Origin of the sequence: Butyrivibrio sp. FC2001, assembly GCF_000424125.1 — a bacterium.
GTDB lineage: Bacteria > Bacillota > Clostridia > Lachnospirales > Lachnospiraceae > Butyrivibrio.
In genome coordinates, this window is record NZ_KE384132.1 from 156501 (window position 1) to 179131 (window position 22631).

The following is a 22631-nucleotide window of genomic DNA, read 5'->3' on the forward strand; positions in this document are numbered from 1 at the left end:
CGTTGACTAATTTGTTTAAGATAATATATCATCAAACTGGTATCATTAAAAATATCAGATTTGTTTTTTTTTATATAACCAGAATAAAAATTGATAATTGTTCGAAAAGGTAGACGCTATGGAGAAGGTAAAAAGATACCTGAAGGTGTACGAACAGGTAAGGGAAGATATCATAAACGGAAGATATACTGTAGGAACGAAGCTCCCTTCAAAAAGAGTTATGGCTGAGGCAATGGGCGTCAGCGTCATAACAATAGAGCATGCTTACGAGCTTCTTGCTGAGGAGGGGTACATAAGTCCCAGGGAGAAAAGCGGCTACTTCGTAAGCTTCGATGATAAGGAAATTTACACCGGAGTAAACAGTAAGTCTGTAATACATGCTGGAAATAGAAATAATAGTGCTGTAAGAGCAGATAAAAAGCCGGTTGGCAGCTTTTCTAAAGTAAATGCTACAGATGAAATAAAGTCTTCTTCACTTAGCGTTCCCAAATTTTCATATTCTATATATGCAAAAACCGTAAGAAGGGTGCTAAGTGAGTACGATTCATATATAATGAACAAGTCGCCCAAAAACGGAACCGAGGAGCTGCGGAACGCCATCACCGGTTATCTTGGAAGATCAAGGCGCCTTGTGGTGTCGCCGGATCAGATAATTGTGGGCGCCGGAGCTGAGTATCTTTACGGGCTTATCGTGCAGACCTTCGGGCGGGATATTGTCTACGGCGTAGAGAGCCCTTCATATCAGAAGATTGCCAAGGTTTATACCGCAGGTGGTGCTGACATCCATATGCTAAAGCTGGGAAACGATGGTATTGAAAGTGAAGAGCTTTGGAATGCGAACGTTAAGCTACTTCATATAACACCCTACAGAAGCTTTCCAAGTGGAGTAACAGCTTCTGCTGCAAAAAAGAGAGAGTATCTTAAGTGGAGCAGAAAAAACGATGCTTATATAGTTGAGGATGATTTTGAATCTGAATTTACTCCCAGCAGAAAACCGGAGGAGACCATCTTTTCACTGGACGAGGAAGGCAGAGTAATGTATGTAAATACCTTTACAAGAACCATTGGAAGCTATGTGAGAGCTGCTTATATGGTGCTTCCGACGAACCTTCTTTCATTTTTTGAAGAGAAGACAGGCTTTTACGAGTGCCCTGTGCCAACGCTGGATCAGCTTGTTATAGCATCACTTCTAAACAGCGGCGATTTTGAAAGACATATAAATAAGGTCAGAAGAAATAACAGAAAAAAAGAAATTGAGAATAATTCTTGATTTGGGCTTATAATAAAAGGGGGATAATGATAACACTTAAGGAAGGCAACGATATATGAATCTAAAAGAATTGTCACTTGGACATTCAGCAGTAATAACAAAGGTAGGCGGGGAAGGTGCTCTAAGACAGCACTTTCTTGATATGGGAGTTATCCCGGGAGCTGAGATAACGGTAGTTAAGTACGCTCCTTTAGGGGACCCGATAGAGCTTCAGATACATGGCTATGAGCTGACTCTCAGATTGTCAGAGGCCGAGAAAATTGAAGTAAAAGAGATAGAAGAGAGACAAAATAAGCACGAGAGAATTACTCAGATAGACAGCTCTGAGCACCCGGGACTTGGTGAGGATGGCAGATATCACAATCCTACAGAGGGTGAAAAGCTCCCTGAAAATACAATTCTTACCTTTGCTCTTGTGGGAAATCAGAACTGTGGTAAGACAACACTTTTTAATAAACTGACAGGCGCCAATCAGCATGTGGGAAATTTCCCCGGAGTTACGGTGGACAGGAAGGATGGTCCAATCATAGATTATCCGTGGACGCTGGTGACAGACCTTCCGGGAATTTACTCCATGTCCCCTTACAGCAGTGAGGAGATTGTATCCAGGAATTTTGTAATAGAGGATAAGCCAAAAGCGATCATCAATATTGTTGATGCAATGAATATAGAACGAAACCTCTATCTTACGATGCAGCTTCTTGAGATGAACATTCCCATGGTTATTGCGCTTAACATGATGGATGAGGTGCGCGGGAATAATGGTTCCATCGATATCAATAAGATGGAAGCACTGCTGGGAGTTCCGGTAGTTCCGATTTCAGCGGCGAAAAATGAAGGCGTAGCAGAGCTTGTCCGTCACGCAATTCATATAGCAAGCTATCAGGAAAAGCCTATTCCGCAGGATTTTTGCCAGAAGACAGATCATGGCGGAGCAATCCACAGAGCAATTCATGCTGTTGAATCTATAATTGAGGATCACGCTGAAAGAGCTGATATACCCCTTAGATTTGCAACCACTAAGCTCATAGAGGGTGACAAACTTATCGCGGAAAAGCTTGGACTTGATGATAACGAAACAAAAACAATAGAGCATACCATTCTTCAGATGGAGAACGAGGGCGGAATGGACAGAAGTGCTGCCATCGCCGACATGCGCTATGACTTTATAGAGAGAGTCTGTGAACAGACTGTTGTTAAGCCCACGGAGAGTAAGGAGCGAATCAGATCAGAGAAAATTGATAAGGTTCTTACAGGAAAGTGGACTGCGATACCCTTCTTCATAATTATAATGGGTATCACCTTTATACTTACCTTTAATGTAATAGGACCGTTTTTCCAGGATATTCTGGCAGCAGGAATTGATATGTTAAAGGAAGCTGTGGATGGCTGGATGGTGAAGGAAGGCGTCAACATTGCCATACGGGAACTGATTATAAAGGGTGTTTTTGAAGGTGTCGGAAGTGTTGTAAGCTTCCTTCCCATAGTGGTAACCCTGTTCTTTTTCCTGTCGATCATGGAGGATAGCGGATATATCGCAAGAGTTGCGTTCTTTATGGATAAGCTTCTCAGAAGAATCGGACTATCGGGAAGAAGTATTGTGCCGCTGCTTATCGGCTTTGGCTGTACGGTACCTGCCGTAATGTCCACGAGAACTCTTCCTTCAAGACGAGACAGGAGAATGACAATTCTGCTCACACCCTTCATGAGCTGTACCGCGAAGGTTCCGATCTATGCCTTCTTCGTGAATGCATTTTTTCCGAGGCGCGGCGGACTTATTATGACAGGTCTGTATATTCTTGGAATTGTTGTTGGAATACTTGTGGCACTGGTTTATAAAAACACCTTCTTTAAGGGCGAGGCGGTTCCCTTCGTAATGGAGCTTCCAAATTACAGAATGCCCGGCTTTAAGAATGTTACACAGCTCCTTTGGGAAAAGGCGAAGGACTTCCTTACAAAGGCCTTCAGTATCATCTTCCTTGCTACCATTTGTGTATGGTTTTTGCAGAGCTTTGACATGCACCTTAACTTTATAAGTGATTCTTCCACCAGCATCATGGCAACAATATCAGGACTTCTCGTTCCTATATTTGTGCCCCTTGGACTTGGAGACTGGAGAGTAGTAACCTCACTTATAAGCGGCTTTATCGCAAAGGAGAGCGTTGTATCAACCATGGAGATTCTCTTTGCGGACGGCATTGAGAGCGCTCTTACAACAGTGACTGCTGCAACCCTGCTTGTATTTTCGCTCCTGTATACACCCTGCGTTGCAGCCATTGCCTCCATCAAGAGAGAGCTTGGAGCAAAATATGCGATCTGCGTTGTTTTGTGGCAGTGCGGTGTTGCATGGATAGTAGCGCTCGCTGTGAGATTTATCATGATCGCTTTAGGATAAATAATCTCAAAATGTGATAGTTATTTATTTCGCATAATCTCGTCTTTGTACTGCTTGGGAGATTTACCATACTCCTTAACAAAGGCACGATAAAAAACAGAATAATCGGAAAATCCGTAGCCTGAAGAAACTGCGGAGATATCCTGACCACTTAAAATAGCGTCGAGGCACATGCCAAGGCGCTTTTTTATAATGTATTTGTGGAGCGGTAGACCATTGGTCTTGGTAAAAAGGTGAGAGATATGGTACTTGCTAACATGGAATTTTTCCGAGAGCTCATCCAGGGAGAGATCCTCATCTATGTGTGTCTCGATATAGAGGATGATGCTGTGATACAGGGATTCGCTGTCGCTGTCATTCTGCGTGGGATTCTCTGATTCGTATACAGCCCTGTTTAGTGACAGCATGAAGTCGCTGACGGAGATGAGGATTTTCGCATCCCTTCCGAAGCGCTCGGAGTTTATTTCATCTATTAAGGAGAACACCTTTCCCTGCAGAGAGTTGAAGGCGATCTCTGTAAATTTGTGCATGAAAAATGTACCGGATTTCTTTGCTCTGTCAGCAAGAAAGCGGTAATCCTCAGATATACTTCCAAGAGTACCAAGAAAATCCTCGGTTACCCAGAAGACGAATCTCCTATAGGGGGATTCTCCGTTTGTAAGAGTGGCGTAGTGAGGCACTCCCGGAGGGATAACAATCATGGTTCCCGGAACCGGAACGAAGGTATTTTTATCTATATGCATTTTGATATCGCCCCCAAGGAAAAAGTAAAACTCATAGTAGTCATGAGTGTGGGACTTTACGTTGGGAAGGCTTCTGTCGCTGTAGTAGTAGATCTCGAAATCTCGCGACAGCATATATTGTCTTGTACTAAACTCAGTTTTTAAATTCTTTTTCATGGGCTAAAACTAACATACTATAGCAAAAAATGCAATGCATAAGGCAATCGTTACAATGGGAAAAAACAGCCCGAAACAGTAGTATTATTCACGGAATATAACATTCGCTGCAGATTTGTACTGCGGATAAAAATATAGAAGAGGAGATTTAAAAAAGGTATGTACGAAGAAATCAAAGAAAAGCTTGGAAAAATCAGTATTATTCCGGTTGTAGTTTTAGAGGATGCAAAGGATGCAAAGCCTCTTGGAGATGCTCTTATGAAGGGCGGTCTTCCGGCTGCTGAGGTTACCTTCAGAACTGATGCTGCTGAGGAGGCTATAAAGATTATGTCAAAGGAGTTCCCTGACATGCTGGTAGGCGCTGGAACAGTTCTTACCTGCGAGCAGGCTGACAGAGCTGTAGCAGCAGGCGCAAAGTTTATCGTTGCTCCCGGCTTTAATCCCACAGTAGTTAAGCACTGCATCGAGAAGGGATATCCCGTAGCACCCGGTGTTCAGACACCTTCAGAGATGGAGCAGGCGATGGAGCTTGGTCTTGATTTTGTTAAGTTCTTCCCTGCAGAGCCTGCAGGCGGACTTTCCATGATCAAGGCAGTTGCAGCACCCTACACAAATCTTACATTCATGCCCACAGGCGGTATCAATAAGGATAATGTAAGAGACTACCTTGGCTTTAAGAAAATAGTTGCCTGCGGCGGCACATGGATGGTTAAAAATGATGTCATCAAGTCCGGAGATTTTGCAAAGATTGAGGAGATGACAAGAGAAGCTGCAGAGATAGTAAAAGAGATTAGAGGTTAAAACTATGCTGAAATTAACTAACGAAGGAATTCAGGACAGAGCATCCTGGGAGAACAAAGGCTATAAGCTTCCCCAGTACGACAGGGAGAAGATGATCGAGGAGACAAAAAAGAACCCTGCATGGATTCATTTTGGAGCAGGCAATATTTTCAGAGCTTTTCAGGCAAATGTATGTGAGGAGCTTCTTAATAAAGGAGTTATAAGCACAGGTCTTATCGTTGCAGAGGGCTACGACTACGAAATAATCGAGAAGTACAACAGACCTTCAGATAACCTCAGCATTCTTGCTACACTTAAGGCTGATGGCACAGTTGAGAAGAAGGTTATCGGTTCAATCGCTGAGTCCTGCATTCTTGATGAGGACAATGAGAAGGAAATTGAGAGACTTAAGGAAATCTTCAGAGCACCTTCGCTTCAGATTGTAAGCTTTACGATCACAGAGAAGGGCTATAAGACCAGAAGCTACATGAACAAGGTGGTAGGCCTTCTTCTCGAGAGATATAACGCAGGCAAGCTCCCTGTTTCCGTAGTAAGCATGGATAACTGCTCACACAACGGAGATAAGCTTAAGGAAGCTGTAACAGAGATCGCAGCAGAGTGGATTTCTGAAGGTAAGTGCGACAAGGGATTTCTTGATTATATAAATGATGAATCAAAGATGGCCTTTCCGCTTACAATGATCGACAAGATAACACCCCGTCCGGATGATACTGTAAAGCAGATGGTAGTAGCTGATGGCGTTGAAAACGCTGAGCCTATCATTACTTCTAAGAATACCTACGTTGCAAACTTTGTAAACGCAGAGGAGACAGAGTACCTTGTGCTGGAGGATAAGTTTCCCAACGGCAGAGCGCCTTATGAAAAGGGCGGCTTCATTTTCACAGACAGAGAGACTGTTGATAAAACTGAGAGAATGAAGGTTTGCACCTGCCTCAATCCGCTTCATACCTGCCTTGCAATATTCGGATGCCTCCTTGGCTACACAACTATTCATGATGAAATGGATGACGAGGACTTAAAGAGAATCGTTACTACACTTGGAAAAGATGAGGGAATGAAGGTTGTTACAGATCCTAAGGTTCTTTCACCTGAGGAGTTCCTTGATGCAGTCCTCACAAAGAGACTTCCTAATCCATTCATGCCTGATACACCGCAGAGAATCGCCTGCGATACATCACAAAAGCTCCCTATCCGCTTTGGAGAGACTATAAAGGCCTACAGAAAGGACGCTAAGCTCAGCACAGATGATCTTAACGTAATTCCTGCAGTGATCGCCGGTTACCTTAGATATCTTCAGGGAACAGACGATGAAGGCAATGCCTTCGAGCAGAGTCCCGATCCGCTTCTTGATGAGCTTAAGGCACTTTCACCCGAAGAGGTTCTTAAGAGAACTGACGTATTCGGAGTGGACCTCTACGAGGATAACCTTGCAGACAGAGCACTTGTAATCTTCGAGAGAATGCAGGGCAAAGGAAATGTAAGAAGGGAACTTGAAAAGCTATGAAAAAATTCATGGATGAGAACTTTTTACTAAATAACGAAACTGCAATTTCACTTTTTAATAATGCAGCAAAGGATGAGCCTATTATAGATTTCCATAATCATTTAAATCCGAAGGAAATCTATGAGGATCAGTGCTTTGACAACATCGCGGATGTGTGGCTTTCAGGTGATCACTACAAGTGGAGAGCCATGAGAGCAAACGGAATCCCGGAGAGACTTGTAACCGGTGACGGAGAGCCCTTTGACAAGTTTATGGCCTGGGCAGATACAGTTCAGAATCTTATCGGGAACCCTCTTTATCACTGGACTCACATGGAGCTTCAAAGATACTTTGGAATAGATAAGCCCTTAAATCCTGAAACTGCCAAGGAAATCTGGGACAGCTGTAATGAGAAGCTTAGAACCCGCGAGTACTCAGTAAGAAATCTTCTCAGAATGCAGAAGGTCAGCGTTCTCTGCACAACGGATGATCCGGCAGATGACCTTATGTGGCATAAGAAGATAAAGGAGGACGGCTTTGAAATAAAGGTCCTTCCTTCCTTTAGACCGGAGAGAGCAATCGGTATTGAAAAGGCAGACTTTGCAGATTATATGAAAAAGCTCGCTGAGGCTTCAGAGACCGAAATCTGTGACGTGACTTCACTTCTTGAAGCACTGGATAAGAGACTTTCATATTTTGATGAGGTTGGCTGCAGAGTTTCTGATCATAGTCTTGAGAGCTGCTTCTATGTAAAGACAAGCCTTGAAGAGGTAGATGGGCTTTTTAAAGCCAAGCTTGGCGGAAAACAGCTCACTGAAGAAGAGTGCGGTAAGTTCAAAGGTTATATGCTCACAGAGCTTGCTAAAAAGTATCATAAACGCAACATGGTTATGCAGCTCCATATCGGCGCACTTAGAAGTAACTCAAAGAGAATGTTTGAGAAAATAGGACCTGACACCGGCTTTGATTCACTTAATGACTTTGATTATGCTCCTCAGCTATCAGCTCTTCTCAATGAGATCGATTACACGGATGAGATGCCAAGAACAATTCTGTATTGCCTTAATCCCAAGGATACAGAGATGCTTGCAGCTATGGCCGGTAACTTCAACAGCAACGACGAGAGCATAAAGGGCAAGGTTCAGCTTGGCGCAGCATGGTGGTTCTGTGATCACAAGAACGGCATGGAGAGACAGATCGATTCCATGGCGGACGTATCACTTATTTCAACTTCAGTGGGAATGCTTACCGATTCCAGAAGCTTTTTATCATTCCCAAGACACGAGCTCTACAGAAGAATTCTTTGTAATAAGGTAGGAGCATGGGTTGAAAACGGCGAATATCCCGCTGATAATAAATATCTGGAAGAGATGGTAAGAGGAATCTGCGGAAGAAACGCAGTTAAATACTTTGGATTTTAAAAGCCTTCTCCCTAAGGGAGAAGGTGCCCCGTAGGGGCGGATGAGGGTATTAAAGGAGGATGAACATGAATTTAAATATAAAAGATAAGAATGATTGCAAATATGACGCTGTATCACTGGGTGAGGTTATGCTCCGTTTTGATCCCGGTGAAGGAAGAATCCGCACAGCAAGAGAGTTTAAAGTTTGGGAAGGCGGCGGAGAGTACAACGTTATCCGCGGCCTCAGAAGATGCTTTGGCATGACAACAGGCGTAATTACAGCCTTTGCTGATAATGAAGTAGGACACCTTGTAGAGGATTTCATTCTTCAGGGCGGTGTTGATACATCTATGATCTACTGGAAAAAGACAGACGGAATTGGTCGTGAATGCAGAAACGGTCTTAACTTTGTTGAGAGAGGCTTTGGAATAAGAGGCGCTCTTTCCTGCTCAGACAGAGCAAACACAGCTATTTCACAGGCTACTGATAAGGATTTTGATTTTGACAAGATCTTCGGTGAGATGGGCGTGAGATGGTTCCACACAGGCGGAATCTATGCAGCACTTTCCGAGCAGTCCGCTGAGACAGTTATCAAGGCTATTAAAACTGCTAAAAAGTACGGAACAATCGTATCCTACGACCTCAACTACAGAGCTTCCATGTGGTCTGCAATCGGCGGCCAGAAGAAGGCTCAGGAGGTTAACAAGGAGATCGCAAAGTACGTTGACGTAATGATCGGTAACGAGGAAGATTTCACCGCATGCCTTGGCTTTGAGATTGAAGGTAACGATGCAAATCTTAAGGAGCTTAATCTTGACGGCTACAAGAAGATGATTGATGAAGCTGCAAAGGTTTATCCTAACTTCAAGGTTGTTGCAACAACCCTTAGAACCGTTAAGACAGCTACAGTAAATGACTGGTCAGCTCTTTGCTGGGCAGATGGCCAGATCTACAAGGCTAAGGATTACAAGGGACTTGAGATTCTTGACCGTGTTGGAGGCGGAGACTCCTTCGCTTCAGGTCTTGTTTACGGACTTATGACAACCGGTGATCCCGAAAAGGCTGTTAACTACGGAACTGCTCACGGAGCACTTGCCATGACAACTCCCGGTGATACTACAATGGCTACTGTTTCCGAGGTCGAAGCTATCATGGGAGGCGCCGGAGCCAGAGTTAAGCGCTAAAGTTACAAGTTTAATGGTATTTTAATACTCTTTTAATGGTACTTGATTCGCACCGATTATAGAATAAAGTTGTAAAGCTGTGTGCAAAAAACACTTGAAGGAGTAAGTGTTCTGGGCTAATAATATAGAGGTGATGCCATGCTGGACAAGTTTATTCTTATCGGGGCGACGACCCTGACATTAAGCGGAATTGTCGGTGCCATTCTTATAATTTCATGGCCGGATAAACCGGTAGATGGAACCTTTAAAGAAGTGATTAAGGGATTACATTTGAAATGGAAGATTCCGCTTTTGATAGAGATTTTACTTATTCTGGCATCGATTGTTTTATGCATTTTATCACTGGTATTTTGGATAAAAGGCGGTAAAACCTTGTGACACTTTGAGGAGTAATAGTATGAGAGGAGTATTATTATAATGAGTAATTACAAGATTAATACCAAGTGCGTTCAGGGAGGGTACAGACCCGGTAACGGTGAACCCAGACAGATTCCCATTGTTCAGTCGACTACATTCAAATACGATACAAGTAGTGACATGGGAAAGCTTTTTGACCTGGAGGCTTCAGGATATTTCTATACCAGACTTCAGAATCCCACTAACGATTATGTAGCTGCAAAGATAGCTGAACTCGAGGGAGGAACAGCAGCAATGCTTACATCTTCCGGACAGGCAGCCAATTTTTTTGCGCTTTTTAATATCTGCGAAGCAGGTGACCATATAGTTTCATCTGCTTCAATCTATGGTGGTACTTTTAATCTCTTGGCTGTAACTATGGCTAAGATGGGAATCACAACAACCTTTGTTGCACCTGGCTGCTCAGAGGAAGAGCTGAACGCTGCATTTAAAGAGAATACCAAGGCAGTATTCGGTGAGACCATCGCTAACCCTGCACTTACAGTTCTTGATATCGAGAAATTTGCAAAGGCTGCTCACGAGCACGGTGTACCGCTTATCGTTGATAACACATTCCCTACACCTGTTAACTGCAGACCTATAGAGTGGGGCGCTGATATCGTTACACATTCCACAACCAAATACATGGACGGTCATGGCGCTGCAGTAGGCGGAGCTATCGTTGATTCAGGTAACTTTGACTGGATGGCTCACGCTGACAAGTTCCCGGGACTTACACAGCCCGATGAATCCTATCACGGAATCGTCTATGCAGAAAAATTCGGAAAAGAGGGTGCATTCATTACAAAGGCAACCTCACAGCTTATGAGAGACTTGGGAAGCATTCAGTCTCCTCAGAACGCTTTCTATTTAAATCTCGGACTTGAGTCACTTCACGTTCGCATGCCCCGTCATGTTGAAAATGGTACAGCTGTGGCCAAGTTCCTTGAAAAGCATCCCAAGGTAGTTAAGGTTAATTACCCCGGATTAAAGAGCAATGCTTACTATGATACAGCTATGAAATACATGGGTAATGGTGGATGCGGAGTAGTATCCTTCGAAATAGAGGGCGGAAGAAAAGCCGCTGAAGAATTTATGGGCAGGTTAAAGCTCTGCGCAATTGAGACTCACGTTGCAGATGCACGTACATGCTGCCTGAACCCTGCAACCTCAACACACCGTCAGATGACTGATGAGCAGCTTGAAGCAGCTGGAATCCCTGCAGGACTTATAAGAATATCCTGTGGTCTTGAGGATAAGGAAGATCTTATAGCAGATATTGAGCAGGCTCTCCTTTAAGCCCGCTCAATTATATGACCTAACACGTGTACAGCATATAAGCTCATCGCAGCACGGCTCTGCTTAAGCTTATCTGTCAGTTCGAAATACAGAGTCTTATCACTATACTCTTTTTTGAAGACAGGAGTGAAAACGGAGTCCCACTGCACAAGGTACTGCCCGGGCTTTCTGGTATAGCAGGTAGCGGCGGTAGCCTGAACCCTGTGAGTCTTATCAACAAACTGTGCTACGGATTTATGAAGAGCCTGATCCTCTGAAGGAAGATAGTAATAATCCTTATAGTTGTTATAAAAATACTTGAGTTCAGCTTCGTAAAGCGGAATCCTTATGGTTGCGGAATCGCCTTCAGCCTTAAAGAAGCATCCGTCTGCTGAACCACCAATTGAAGAGGGAAGAACATCGGGAAGGGATACTTTCATAAGTATCTCTTCTTTTTGTTTGCCATCGATATCGTTATAATAATTGGCCTGAACCTTCATGGCGCGGATAGGCAGATCGATAACTGCATCGGGATTCTCATTATCTGAGCCCTCGTCAATAGAGAAGCCTGTGCGAACCTCAGGGTACACAGGTGAATCTGTTTTGAAAATGATGACCTTCTGCTGAAGGATCATCCTGAAAAAGTCATGATAATAAAGTGCGGGGAGAAGAGCGAACATTCCGCGCACATCATCTGCATTGTGAAGGAGAAGAACTTCGTATTTTTCTTCATCGGGATAGATCAGGAAATCCTTGTATACCTTAATGAGCTCGCCGCCGGAGTAGATATCCTTGCGGTCGATGCCAAGAAACAGCTCCACGGTTTTCTGCTTGCAGTCAGGGATTCCAAGGAGATTTTTATATGGTGCAATACGCTTGTATATATCAATTGATTCCAGCTTATCCAGAACGTTTTCAATATGGAATCTGTCACACTTAAACTGAATGAAGGGTATATCAAATCTGTTTCCGTTAAAATGCATCAGAACCTTATAATCCTTTGCAAATAAGATGAAGGCTCTGACAATATCCTCCTCATCACCACGTCTGTCAGCAAAAAACTGCTTCAGATTCCAGGTGCCGTTTTTATAATAGGCGCAGCCTATGAGGTATATGGTGCTGTTTTTAGGAGAGAGCCCTGTGGTCTCGATATCAAGGAATAATATGTCTTCAGGGCTGCCGGAAATTCTATCGATAGGATAGCCTTCTGTTGTGCAATTTATAATTTCATCTATTATTTTCATGGTGAAAATCCCCGCAAAATTAACAAAAATTTTTTGTAATCTCCAAACATTTTTATTGTAGCACATAAATAGTGAAAATAAATGAGGATTTTTCTTATAAAATCTGACTATTACATGAGAATTGTAGTATAATAATTGCAGTGATTTTATTCGTTTAGAATCATTATTCTTTGTTGGGGGGAAATTCTTATAATTAAATTCCATCTTTGAATAATCAGATTCTGACAAAAATATTGCCTCTAGGGCAGAAAAAAAGGAAGGGTAGGAAATGGCTAAATTAACTTTTGTGGGGGGAGTTCATCCTTATGAAGGTAAAGAGCTTTCTAAGGATAAGCCCATCAAAGAAGTCCTGCCGAAGGGCGATCTCGTCTATCCGGTATCCCAGCATATCGGAGCACCTGCTAAGCCTATAGTAGAAAAGGGCGATCATGTGCTTGTCGGACAGAAGATTGCCGAAGCGGGAGGCTTCGTCTCAGCACCAATCTATGCAACGGTATCCGGAACAGTTAAGGGGATTGAAAAGAGAAGACTCGCAAATGGCGGCATGTGCGACTGCATAATTGTCGAAAATGACGGTCTTTACGAGGAAGGCGAAATGCTTCCGACCAAACCCCTGGAGGAGCTTACAACTCAGGAAAAGATCGATCTCATTAGAGAGGCCGGAGTTGTCGGAATGGGTGGAGCCGGTTTCCCTACCGCTGTCAAATTATCTCCTAAGGAACCTGAGAAAATTGAATATGTTATCGCAAACTGCTCAGAGTGTGAGCCTTATCTTACCAGCGACTATCGCCGTATGGTTGAGGAACCTGAGCTCCTTCTTAGTGGTCTTAGAATTGCGGTTTCATTATTCCCCAATGCACGAGGAATTCTTGCAATAGAGGATAACAAGCCTGATTGTATTGCCAAGTTCCGCGAGCTCACAAAGGATGATGATAAGATCATGGTCAAGGCCCTTCAGACTAAATATCCTGAAGGCGCTGAGAGAATGCTTATTTATGCCTGCACTAAAAGAGAGATCAATTCTTCAATGCTTCCTGCAGATGCAGGCTGCATAGTTGATAACGTGGATACACTGTGTGCGGTATCAAGAGCTGTCACTGAGGGACGTCCCCTCATGGAGAGAATAGTTACTATCACAGGTGATGCGGTAGCTGATCCCCGTAACTATAAGGTAAGGATAGGAACAAACTACAGAGAACTTCTTGAGGATGCCGGTGGATTCGTTAAGGCCCCTGCCAAGATCATCTCAGGTGGACCTATGATGGGATTTGCCCTGTTTGATCTTGATGTTCCTACTACCAAGACTGCTTCAGCTCTTACATGTCTTACCGAGGATGCGGTATCTGCCATAGAGCCCAGTGCCTGCATCAACTGCGCAAAGTGCGTTGAGGTTTGTCCTGAGAGACTTATTCCTAAGAATCTTGCGGATGACGTTGAGAACGGACAGGAAGAGAAGTTCCTTGCAGAATATGGTATGGAGTGCTGCGAATGTGGTTGCTGCAGCTATATTTGTCCTGCAAGAAGACAGCTTACCCAGCTCATAAAGGGCATGCGTAAGATACAACTTGGAAAGAGGAAGAAGTAATAGAAAGGAAAAGACAATGAGCGATATGATGAAAGTTTCGTCAAATCCGCATGTTCGGTCCAGTGTGACAACCTCAAACATTATGATGTGGGTAGTCATCGCACTTCTTCCGGCTGCTGGATTTGGAATTTATAACTTCGGAATAGATGCACTGATAATACTTTTACTGTCTGTATTCTCAACTGTAGCTACCGAATTCTGCTATGAAAAGATACTTGATAAAAAGATAACCATAGGTGATTTTTCAGCGGTTGTCACAGGACTGCTTCTCGGAATGAACCTTCCCTGCACAGCTCCCTGGTGGCTTCCCATCATCGGCGGTATATTTGCAATTCTTGTTGTAAAGATGCTTTTTGGAGGTCTTGGACAGAACTTCATGAACCCGGCACTTGGTGCAAGATGCTTTTTGCTTATATCCTTCCCGGCACTTATGACCAACTTTGTTACCGATACATACACATCTGCAACTCCTCTGGCTGCTCTTAAGGCAGGAGAAGAGGTTTCAGTTATCGATATGATAATCGGTAAGATCCCCGGAACAATCGGTGAGACTTCAATGATCGCCATCGTGATCGGTGCTTGTATACTGATCATGCTTGGAATCATCGATCTTAAGATCCCCGGAACATATATTGTTTCCTTCGTGATCTTCATAATCCTCTTTGGAGGACATGGCCTTAACGGTGCATACATTTCTGCACAGCTTGCAGGTGGCGGACTTATGCTTGGTGCTTTCTTTATGGCAACGGATTATGTCACGAGTCCTATCACCACGAAGGGTAAATATATTTACGGTGTTTTCCTTGGAGTTCTGACCGGTATTTTCCGTGTGTTTGGTGTGTCCGCAGAGGGTGTATCCTATGCGATCATAATCGGCAATCTTATCGTTCCGCTTATTGAGAAGTACACAATCCCGAGAGCGTTCGGTATCAGACCCGTAGAAAAGAAGGAGGAGAAGAAAGCATGACAGATGTAAAAACAATGCTGAAAAATGCACTCATCCTTTTCATTATCACTCTTGTAGCAGGTGTCTCCCTTGGATTTGTTTATCAGGTTACAAAGGAGCCCATTGCCTACCAGGAGGAGCTTGCTCAGATCAAGGCTAATCAGGCAGTATTCCCTGATGCAGCCGATTTCGAAGATGTAGAGCTTGACGCTGACAAGGCTGCTTCAGTTCTTAGCGGAGCAGACTACAGCAAGATCGAGATCAACAGTGTTAAAAAGGCAGTTGACGGATCCGGCAACGGACTTGGATATGTTGTTCAGGTTACCAGCGGTGGATACGGAGACAAGATAGTATTTACAGTTGGTATTACAAACGATTCACAGGTCAACGGAATTTCTCTTATTTCCATTAACGAGACTCCCGGACTTGGAATGAATGCAGAGAAGGTTCTGGTGCCTCAGTTTGCAGGAAAACCGGCTGCTCAGTTTTCAGTAACTAAAAATGCTGCTTCCTCTGACAGTGAGATAGAGGCTATTTCCGGCGCTACCATCACTTCAAAAGCAGTTACTTTTGGCGTTAATGCGGCTGTAGCTTATTTCCAGGCTGCGCTTAACGGTTAAGGAGGTGTTCAGATGAGTGAAGAGAATAAAGGAGCTTTAGGCTTCAAACAGGACACCCCTATGGAGCGTTTCCTGAATGGACTTATAGTAGAGAACCCGACACTGGTTCTTATGATCGGTATGTGTCCTACACTGGCGGTTACAACCTCTGCTATTAACGGTGTCACAATGGGACTTGCAACAACCTTCGTTCTGGCACTTAGTAATGCGGTTATTTCACTTCTCAGAAAAGTGATTCCGGATACAGTTCGTATCCCTGCATTTATTGTAGTTATCGCATCCTTCGTCACATTGGTTCAGCTTGTTATGCAGGCTTATGTACCTGTTATGTATCAGGCACTTGGCGTTTATATTCCGCTTATAGTTGTTAACTGTATCATCTTCGGAAGAGCCGAGGCTTATGCATCCAAGCATGAAATTGTTCCTTCCTTCTTTGATGGAATAGGAATGGGACTTGGCTTTACCTGCGCGATTACTGTCATCGGACTTTTCCGTGAGCTTATCGGCGGCGGCACAATGTTTGATGTTCAGGTATTCGGAGAGGGGTCGGTTGTTCCCGGACCGGTTGGTTACTTCTTTAGCCAGTATCAGCCTATTCGTATTTTCATTCAGCAGGCCGGTGCGTTTATCGTACTTGCAGTTCTGATAGCAATTATGAATCAGGTTAAGTTCAATATGGAAAAGAAGGGCAAGGATACTTCCAAGTTCGGTGTTGGCGGATGCTGCAGCGACATTGAGATCAAGGATCCCAAGAAGGTTAAGGAAGAGCTTCTTGCAAAGGAAAGAGCAGAGAAGGCACAGATCGGCGTAAAGCAGGAGCAGGTTAAGCCTTCAGATATCAAAGTTCCTGAGAAAGAGCCGGTTAAAGTAGGAGAGGAGGATAAGAAATGACAGATACAATAGTAGGACTTTTGTCCATCATGATTACAGCCTCTCTTGTAAATAACGTAGTCCTTAGTCAGTTCCTTGGACTGTGTCCCTTCCTTGGAGTTTCAAGAAAGACAGAGACGGCTTTCGGAATGGGTATGGCGTGCGTATTCGTTATATCCCTTGCATCACTTGTTACGAATGCAATTTACAAGTTTATACTTTCACCACTTGATTTATCATTCCTTCAGACCATCGTCTTCATCATGGTCATTGCGATGCTGGTTCAGTTCGTAGAGATGTTCTTAAAGAAGTTTGTTGTATCACTTTATCAGTCACTGGGTGTTTATCTTCCACTCATCACAACAAACTGCGCAGTTCTCGGTGTTGCACTCAACAACGTAACTGATGGCTACAGCCTTTTACAGAGCACGATCTGCGGCTTTGCTACTGCAGTAGGTTTTACGATCGCAATAGTAATTCTTGCCGGAATCCGTGAGAAGATTCAGTTTAACGACATTCCCAAGCCCTTCAAGGGAATGCCCACTGTACTTCTTGCTTCAGCACTTATGGCAATTGCATTTACAGGATTTTCTGCATTAAGATAAAGGAGACAATTATGATTAGTGGTGTACTCATTGCTACGGCAGTAGTAGCCGGTGTCGGTATTCTTATAGGAATAATCCTTGGTGTTGCCGACATGAAGCTGCACGTAGATGTAGATGAGAAAGAACAGGCTATTTTAGAAGCACTTCCCGGTAATAACTGCGGTGGATGCGGATTCCCGGGATGCTCAGGATGTGCTGCCGCCATTGCAAAGGGCGAGGCTCCGGTTTCACAGTGTCCGGTAGGCGGACCGCCTGTAGCTGCTGTAATATCAGGTATTATGGGAGTTGACGCAGGTGATGCAAAGCGTATGGTTGCATACGTTCACTGCGGCGGTGACTGTGAGAAGGCAACACAGAGATATGAATACTACGGCGCTGACGACTGTCGCGTTATCAATCAGGTGCCTGGTTCAGGCCCCAAGACCTGTACCTTCGGCTGCCTCGGCGGCGGAACCTGTGTAAGTGTATGTCAGTTTGATGCAATTCATATTGTTAACGGTATTGCAGTAGTTGATAAGGAAGCATGTAAGGCATGCGGACAGTGCGTAAACATCTGTCCACGCCATCTGATCGATCTTATTCCTTACGACGCTACAGAGTCCGTTCGCTGTAAGTCTAACGATGCCGGACAGGCTGTTAACAAGTACTGTAAGGTTGGCTGTATCGCATGCCACATCTGCGAGAAGAACTGTCCTGCAGGTGCTATCACAGTAGAGAACAATGTAGCAACAATAGATCAGGAAAAGTGCACGCACTGCGGCTTATGCGCAGAGAAGTGTCCGAAGAAGGCAATCGAAGTATTGTAAGATTTTAGCCCCGAGTTTTCTCGGGGCTTTTTTTATGTGAATATGATAAACTATCAGTAGTGTGTTTTAAAATTATGAGGAGAGGTGAAAAAAGTGGAGAATATGGAGAACATTGAAAATAAGAAGCTTCGCTTAGAAACTATTGATGTTATCAGGGGAATTACGATCATCAGCATGATACTTTATCATTTTTGCTGGGATTTAAAATATTTAAAGGGCTTTAATATGCCCTGGTACGACACCCTTGGTTCGTACATATGGCAACAGAGTATCTGCTGGTGCTTTATATTTGTAGCGGGCTTTTGCGTTCATTTGGCCAGAAACCCCATTAGGAACGGAGCGATTGTACTTCTTTGCGGTGTGATAATAACTGCAGTAACTGAGCTCCTTATCCCGGATGCTGTTGTGTATTATGGAGTCCTGACTTTTCTTGGATCAGCCATGATACTTGTGGGCCTACTTAAGAAGATACCGTTAAAGCTTGATGCCTTCTGGGGCTTTATAATAAGTATACTTTTGTTCTGCATTACAAAGCCCATAAACAGCAGAATGCTCAATCTCTTTGTCACAAAGATAAATCTTCCCGATTCGCTCTATGTGACAAACGGGTACTATGGAGTTGGCAATTCAATTCTGACATATCTTGGTTTTATGCAGGATGAGTTTTATTCCACAGATTATTTTTCGCTGATGCCGTGGATATTCCTGTTTTTGGCGGGCTTTTACGGATATGGTGTTGTGAAGAGGCGCTTTGATAACGGACTTTTTCATATAAACATCAAGCCCCTTGCATTTATAGGAAGACATTCTCTTCTTATATATATGCTGCATCAGCCTGTGCTGTATGGGATTTCAATGCTTATAAAGTAATAAAAAGCTGAAACTATGAGAATTTAGTACAGTATGGTTTTTTACGGAAACTTTTTATGGTACAATCATTAGCTGTACGCATTTACAGAAATATTTATTACCGGAGGGAACGTATGAAGAAAAATGTCAATTTTGGGGTTGTTATTGCAGCAGTATTTATCACCGTTTTTGCAGTGTTACTTGCGCTGTTTATCTATATGCTTAATACATCGAACAAGCTCAGGGAATTCAAGGTTGATATGTTTGTTCTTTGTAATGAAGCGGATCTTTGCGTAAGGGACAGTGATGAGGGCAAAATCAGAATAGACAGTGATAATCTTATCGCTTTGAATTCCATTATTTATGGTACAAGAGGCTACTTTACATTAGGTACTCCCAAGACAAGCGAAGAGATTACTCTTGATTTTGACCATCAGGATGATAAATGGAATATGACTATTGCCAGAGCCGGTGAGAACAGACTTATGATCGACCTTGAGGGACCCAGGAAATATAAGGTTTATATCAAGGACAATAAGAAGTTCGAAGAGATCAAGAAATGTGTTTCAAAAGATGGCTATCATACTGCAAATAAGCTTATAGGAAGTAAACAGTAACAACCATAGTGTGGATTTTTTCACACTCAAATTTCAAAGTAAAGAGGAGATTTTTAATGAGAAAAACAAAAATCGTTTGTACAATTGGTCCTGCAAGTGAATCAGAGGAGATGATCGCAGCCCTTTGCAAGGCTGGAATGAACGTTGCCAGACTCAACTTTTCACACGGAGACCATGAAGAGCAGCTCGCCAGGATTAAGAGAATCAAGAAGATAAGAAAAGAGCTTGGACTTCCCATCGCTATCCTTCTTGATACAAAGGGACCTGAGTATCGTATCGGTACCTTTAAGAACGGTAAGGTTAATCTTGAAGCCGGAAAGAAGTTCACCTTTACTACAGAGGATATAAAGGGTGACGACACAATCGTATCAGTAAGCTACAAGAATCTTGCCAAGGAGCTCTACAAGGGCGACAGAATCCTTTTGAACAACGCTCTTTTAGAGTTCAAAGTAACAAGTACAGACGGCACCAGAATCGAGACTGAGATAGTAACAGGCGGTGAGCTTTCTGATAAGAAGAGCATGAGCTTTCCTGGAAAGCACATCAAGCAGGTTTACCTCTCAGAGCAGGATAAGTCTGATATTCTTTTCGGTGTTGAGAATGATGTTGATTTCATTGCATGCTCCTTTGTATCAGTTAAGCAGGATCTCGTTGATGTTCACGAGTTCCTTAAGGCTCATAACGGCAATGATAAGGTTCAGCTTATTGCGAAGATTGAGAACCAGTCAGGTTATGAAAATATTGAAGATATCTGCACAGAGTGTGACGGTATTATGGTTGCCCGTGGTGACATGGGTGTAGAGGTTCCCTTCGAGCAGCTTCCTGCTATCCAGAAGGATCTTATCACCAAGTGCCGTATGCTTGGTAAGCGTGTAATCACTGCAACAGAGATGCTTGAGTCCATGATCCACAATCCGAGACCTACAAGAGCTGAGACTTCAGACGTAGCAAACGCTGTATATGACGGAACAAGTGCTATCATGCTTTCAGGTGAGACTGCTGCAGGCGCATATCCTGTACAGGCTGTTGAGACAATGGCTAAGATCGCAGAGACTACTGAGCAGAACATTCACTACAACAAGCGCTTCTACAACTATGACTTCATTATAAAAAATGACGTGGATGCTATATCACACGCTACCTGTGGAATGGCTATCGACCTTGATGCTAAGGCAATCGTAGCCTGCACACTTTCAGGCCGTACAGCAAGAATGGTTTCAAGATTCCGTTCACCTGTAGATATCATCGGTCTTACTACCAATGAGAAGACTTGGAGATGGCTCTCACTTTCATGGGCAGTTACTCCCAAGATGTGTGATGTATTCCCATCTACAGACGTTCTGTTCTACAGCGCCAAGAAGGTAGCAATCGAAACCTTTGATCTCAAGGAAGGTGATAAGATTGTTATAACAGGTGGTGTTACAAACGGTGAGTCAGGTAATACAAACCTTATCAAGATCGAGGATGTTTAATACATTCATAAATTTATCAGGGGGGACTATTTTATGAAAAAGAAATTGCTTGCAGGTCTGCTTCTTAGCACGGCACTTGTTTTTAGCGCCTGCGGAAGTAAGGTTCCGGGTGAGACAGTGACAGAACCTGCTGCAGAGGAAGCTGACAAGGACTGGACAGAAGAAGTTAAGGCAGATGAGAGTACAGAAGAAACCGCTGACACTTCTGCAGAAGCTGAGCCTGAAACCGAAGAAAACCAGGATACAGAAGAAATTCAGGAAGCAGAGCCTGAAGAAACTACTGAAGCTGAAGAGAATACCGCTGATGATCCTGCTGGGGACATAGAGAAATCACCTATGGCTTTATGGGCATACGAGGGATATGTGGACGAATGCCGTGAATACTATTGGGTATCAGATTTTGTGGATCAGGATTATGACGGCGATGGTACAACTGACAGGGTAAACAGGACTTATCATGAGGAAGACCAGAAGGCTGATTATGTTATCGAGTTTGGAAACGGTAATAAGCTTGAGATCGACGGTGTTTGGGAGACAGGCTTTCCGCATATTCAGATGGACGACTTAAATGGGGATGGAGAGAAGGATTTATTATTTACTCTTTCCTATGATACCAGTACTGATCCCCTTGCATTTGGCAATATGCTCATATATGAATATGACAGCGCTGCTAAAAGCTATAATCAGGCACAGCTCCCCTTTGATAAGTCAGAGGATGAAGAGGTCGGTGGATGCGCACTTTTAGTGGACTTCGAGGCTCCTACTGATAATGGTGATATAGCTTTTCAGGTTAAGAAGACCGGCTACTCTGGCACCGTACAGGCAGGCTCTGACTATGTATCTTCCTTCTGGACTAATGATGCAGCCAGTGAGAATCGAAACGTATATGAAGCCTCAATCGAGGATCATAATGGCCAGAAAGCTGTGCATTGTAATATGGAGCTTCTTCATAAGCTTGGTGCGGTAATAAACTTTTATCTGGTTTATGAAAACGGAGAGTATGTCATAAAGGATATGGGAAGTGACGATGAGCTCATTCAGGGTGAAATGAAGGATATGTCTGCTACAGACCCTGTTACAGACCCGGTTGCTCCGGCTGCTTCTTCTGAGACACCTAAGACCGGTGGTCATGTTGTTGTAATAGACCCCGGACACCAGGCCAAAGGAATGTCTGAAAAGGAGCCCAACGGTCCTGGTTCTTCCGAGATGAAGGCTAAGGTAACCAGCGGAACATCAGGTAAGACCTCAGGACTTGCTGAATATCAGTTGACACTTACAATAGGCCTTAAGCTTCGCGATGAGCTCCAGAACAGAGGCTACACGGTAATAATGACAAGGGAAACCCATGATGTCAGCTTAAGTAATGTAGACCGTGCTCAGATCGCCAATAATGCAGGAGCAGAGGCCTTTATCAGAATTCATGCTAACGGAGCTGATGATACCTCGGTTAATGGTGCCATGACACTATGCCAGACACCATCTAATCCTTACAATGCAGCATTCTATCCCCAGTCTAGAAAGCTTTCTGACTGTGTGCTTGATGCCTATGTGGCAGCTACAGGCTTTAAGAAGCGCTCTGTATGGGAGACAGATACCATGACAGGAATCAACTGGGCAAACGTACCTTCAACCATCATTGAGATGGGCTATATGTCCAATCCTACAGATGATGCCAATATGGCAAATGAAGCTATGCAACAGCAGATGGTAATCGGAATTGCCAATGGTATAGATAATTACTTTGCTCAGTAAGGCTATTTAAATACAAACTACGGAAAAACAGATTGACCGTGATATATCGAACAGTTTTTATAAATGTGTTCGATATGTCTCGGTCAATTTTTGTTTATGTGTTCATTAAGCCGTAAAGCCTATGGAATGAGGGAACTAATTATGATACCTTCGTTGTTG

20 protein-coding genes are annotated in these 22631 nt (G+C 43.6%); 18 read left to right on the plus strand and 2 right to left on the minus strand.

Translation table 11 applies throughout. The features are described from left to right. Positions 1–118: 118 nt before the first annotated feature. Both pdxR and feoB read left to right on the plus strand, forming a co-directional pair. Positions 119–1270: a MocR-like pyridoxine biosynthesis transcription factor PdxR gene (gene pdxR / locus G601_RS0114410; protein WP_035790808.1), complete on the plus strand. Its 1152-nt coding sequence runs from the start codon at positions 119–121 to the stop codon at positions 1268–1270. 55 nt (positions 1271–1325) lie between these two features. After that, the gene (gene feoB, locus G601_RS0114415; protein WP_026665782.1) at positions 1326–3665 is read left to right on the plus strand and encodes a ferrous iron transport protein B; all 2340 of its coding nucleotides are present in this window, start codon (positions 1326–1328) and stop codon (positions 3663–3665) included. A gap of 20 nt (positions 3666–3685) precedes the next feature. Here the strand turns inward: feoB and G601_RS0114420 are convergent, their stop codons facing one another. Beyond that, on the minus strand, positions 3686–4564 hold the full coding sequence (locus G601_RS0114420; RefSeq protein WP_026665783.1) for a helix-turn-helix domain-containing protein: 879 nt from the start codon (positions 4562–4564) through the stop codon (positions 3686–3688). Positions 4565–4723: 159 nt separating this feature from the next. On the opposite strand from G601_RS0114420, the gene G601_RS0114425 reads away from it, so the two are divergent. From G601_RS0114425 to G601_RS0114450, 6 genes are all read left to right on the plus strand, one after another. Further along, positions 4724–5365, plus strand: a complete 642-nt coding sequence (locus G601_RS0114425) for a bifunctional 4-hydroxy-2-oxoglutarate aldolase/2-dehydro-3-deoxy-phosphogluconate aldolase (protein WP_026665784.1) — start codon at positions 4724–4726, stop codon at positions 5363–5365. A gap of 7 nt (positions 5366–5372) precedes the next feature. Continuing rightward, entirely contained in the window at positions 5373–6869 is a 1497-nt protein-coding gene (locus tag G601_RS0114430; RefSeq protein WP_026665785.1) for a mannitol dehydrogenase family protein, read from the plus strand. Next, a complete protein-coding gene (gene uxaC / locus G601_RS0114435; RefSeq protein ID WP_026665786.1) occupies positions 6866–8269 on the plus strand; it encodes a glucuronate isomerase in 1404 nt (467 codons plus the stop codon). Before G601_RS0114430 ends, uxaC begins: the two co-directional genes overlap by 4 nt. Before the next feature lie 65 nt (positions 8270–8334). Further along, positions 8335–9432, plus strand: coding sequence for a sugar kinase (locus G601_RS0114440; protein ID WP_026665787.1), 1098 nt, complete (start codon positions 8335–8337; stop codon positions 9430–9432). Between the two features lie 138 nt (positions 9433–9570). Beyond that, the gene (locus G601_RS0114445; RefSeq protein WP_026492660.1) at positions 9571–9810 is read left to right on the plus strand and encodes a hypothetical protein; all 240 of its coding nucleotides are present in this window, start codon (positions 9571–9573) and stop codon (positions 9808–9810) included. Positions 9811–9849: 39 nt separating this feature from the next. Then, positions 9850–11127, plus strand: coding sequence for an O-acetylhomoserine aminocarboxypropyltransferase/cysteine synthase family protein (locus G601_RS0114450; RefSeq protein WP_026665788.1), 1278 nt, complete (start codon positions 9850–9852; stop codon positions 11125–11127). Here the strand turns inward: G601_RS0114450 and G601_RS0114455 are convergent. Then, positions 11124–12350: a ribonuclease H-like domain-containing protein gene (locus G601_RS0114455; protein ID WP_035790810.1), complete on the minus strand. Its 1227-nt coding sequence runs from the start codon at positions 12348–12350 to the stop codon at positions 11124–11126. The two genes, G601_RS0114450 and G601_RS0114455, sit on opposite strands and share 4 nt — an antisense overlap. A 268-nt stretch (positions 12351–12618) precedes the next feature. Between G601_RS0114455 and rsxC the strand changes: the two genes are divergently transcribed. The 10 genes from rsxC to G601_RS26950 all read left to right on the plus strand — a co-directional run bounded on the left by rsxC (position 12619) and on the right by G601_RS26950 (position 22472). Continuing rightward, positions 12619–13935, plus strand: a complete 1317-nt coding sequence (gene rsxC / locus G601_RS0114460) for an electron transport complex subunit RsxC (RefSeq protein ID WP_026492657.1) — start codon at positions 12619–12621, stop codon at positions 13933–13935. A 16-nt stretch (positions 13936–13951) separates the two neighbouring features. Beyond that, the gene (locus G601_RS0114465; RefSeq protein WP_026665790.1) at positions 13952–14902 is read left to right on the plus strand and encodes an RnfABCDGE type electron transport complex subunit D; all 951 of its coding nucleotides are present in this window, start codon (positions 13952–13954) and stop codon (positions 14900–14902) included. After that, complete coding sequence (locus tag G601_RS0114470) at positions 14899–15501, plus strand: RnfABCDGE type electron transport complex subunit G (protein WP_026665791.1); 603 nt, start codon at positions 14899–14901, stop codon at positions 15499–15501. The genes G601_RS0114465 and G601_RS0114470 overlap by 4 nt, the downstream gene beginning before the upstream one ends. 12 nt (positions 15502–15513) lie before the next feature. Next, entirely contained in the window at positions 15514–16392 is an 879-nt protein-coding gene (locus tag G601_RS23470) for an electron transport complex subunit E (protein WP_330368853.1), read from the plus strand. Then, positions 16389–16976: an RnfABCDGE type electron transport complex subunit A gene (locus G601_RS0114480; protein WP_026492654.1), complete on the plus strand. Its 588-nt coding sequence runs from the start codon at positions 16389–16391 to the stop codon at positions 16974–16976. The genes G601_RS23470 and G601_RS0114480 overlap by 4 nt, the downstream gene beginning before the upstream one ends. 11 nt (positions 16977–16987) lie before the next feature. Then, entirely contained in the window at positions 16988–17782 is a 795-nt protein-coding gene (locus tag G601_RS0114485; protein WP_330368854.1) for an RnfABCDGE type electron transport complex subunit B, read from the plus strand. A gap of 102 nt (positions 17783–17884) precedes the next feature. Then, entirely contained in the window at positions 17885–18652 is a 768-nt protein-coding gene (locus G601_RS0114490; protein ID WP_035790914.1) for a heparan-alpha-glucosaminide N-acetyltransferase, read from the plus strand. Positions 18653–18765: 113 nt separating this feature from the next. Then, a complete protein-coding gene (locus tag G601_RS0114495) occupies positions 18766–19248 on the plus strand; it encodes a hypothetical protein (RefSeq protein WP_026665794.1) in 483 nt (160 codons plus the stop codon). Positions 19249–19304: 56 nt separating this feature from the next. Then, a complete protein-coding gene (gene pyk, locus G601_RS0114500) occupies positions 19305–20720 on the plus strand; it encodes a pyruvate kinase (RefSeq protein WP_026665795.1) in 1416 nt (471 codons plus the stop codon). Between the two features lie 33 nt (positions 20721–20753). Continuing rightward, positions 20754–22472, plus strand: a complete 1719-nt coding sequence (locus G601_RS26950) for an N-acetylmuramoyl-L-alanine amidase family protein (RefSeq protein WP_051205879.1) — start codon at positions 20754–20756, stop codon at positions 22470–22472. The last annotated feature ends 159 nt before the right edge of the window (positions 22473–22631 follow it).

Coding starts and splice junctions, on each gene's coding strand:
- G601_RS0114450 (WP_026665788.1), top strand. CDS start 9,850: ATGAGTAATTACAAGATTAATACCAAGTGCGTTCAGGGAGGGTACAGA.
- G601_RS0114465 (WP_026665790.1), top strand. CDS start 13,952: ATGAGCGATATGATGAAAGTTTCGTCAAATCCGCATGTTCGGTCCAGT.
- pyk (WP_026665795.1), top strand. CDS start 19,305: ATGAGAAAAACAAAAATCGTTTGTACAATTGGTCCTGCAAGTGAATCA.
- G601_RS0114480 (WP_026492654.1), top strand. CDS start 16,389: ATGACAGATACAATAGTAGGACTTTTGTCCATCATGATTACAGCCTCT.
- G601_RS0114420 (WP_026665783.1), bottom strand. CDS start 4,564: ATGAAAAAGAATTTAAAAACTGAGTTTAGTACAAGACAATATATGCTG.
- uxaC (WP_026665786.1), top strand. CDS start 6,866: ATGAAAAAATTCATGGATGAGAACTTTTTACTAAATAACGAAACTGCA.
- feoB (WP_026665782.1), top strand. CDS start 1,326: ATGAATCTAAAAGAATTGTCACTTGGACATTCAGCAGTAATAACAAAG.
- G601_RS0114495 (WP_026665794.1), top strand. CDS start 18,766: ATGAAGAAAAATGTCAATTTTGGGGTTGTTATTGCAGCAGTATTTATC.
- G601_RS0114455 (WP_035790810.1), bottom strand. CDS start 12,350: ATGAAAATAATAGATGAAATTATAAATTGCACAACAGAAGGCTATCCT.
- G601_RS0114485 (WP_330368854.1), top strand. CDS start 16,988: ATGATTAGTGGTGTACTCATTGCTACGGCAGTAGTAGCCGGTGTCGGT.
- G601_RS0114470 (WP_026665791.1), top strand. CDS start 14,899: ATGACAGATGTAAAAACAATGCTGAAAAATGCACTCATCCTTTTCATT.
- rsxC (WP_026492657.1), top strand. CDS start 12,619: ATGGCTAAATTAACTTTTGTGGGGGGAGTTCATCCTTATGAAGGTAAA.
- G601_RS0114490 (WP_035790914.1), top strand. CDS start 17,885: ATGGAGAACATTGAAAATAAGAAGCTTCGCTTAGAAACTATTGATGTT.
- pdxR (WP_035790808.1), top strand. CDS start 119: ATGGAGAAGGTAAAAAGATACCTGAAGGTGTACGAACAGGTAAGGGAA.
- G601_RS0114425 (WP_026665784.1), top strand. CDS start 4,724: ATGTACGAAGAAATCAAAGAAAAGCTTGGAAAAATCAGTATTATTCCG.
- G601_RS0114445 (WP_026492660.1), top strand. CDS start 9,571: ATGCTGGACAAGTTTATTCTTATCGGGGCGACGACCCTGACATTAAGC.
- G601_RS0114440 (WP_026665787.1), top strand. CDS start 8,335: ATGAATTTAAATATAAAAGATAAGAATGATTGCAAATATGACGCTGTA.
- G601_RS23470 (WP_330368853.1), top strand. CDS start 15,514: ATGAGTGAAGAGAATAAAGGAGCTTTAGGCTTCAAACAGGACACCCCT.
- G601_RS26950 (WP_051205879.1), top strand. CDS start 20,754: ATGAAAAAGAAATTGCTTGCAGGTCTGCTTCTTAGCACGGCACTTGTT.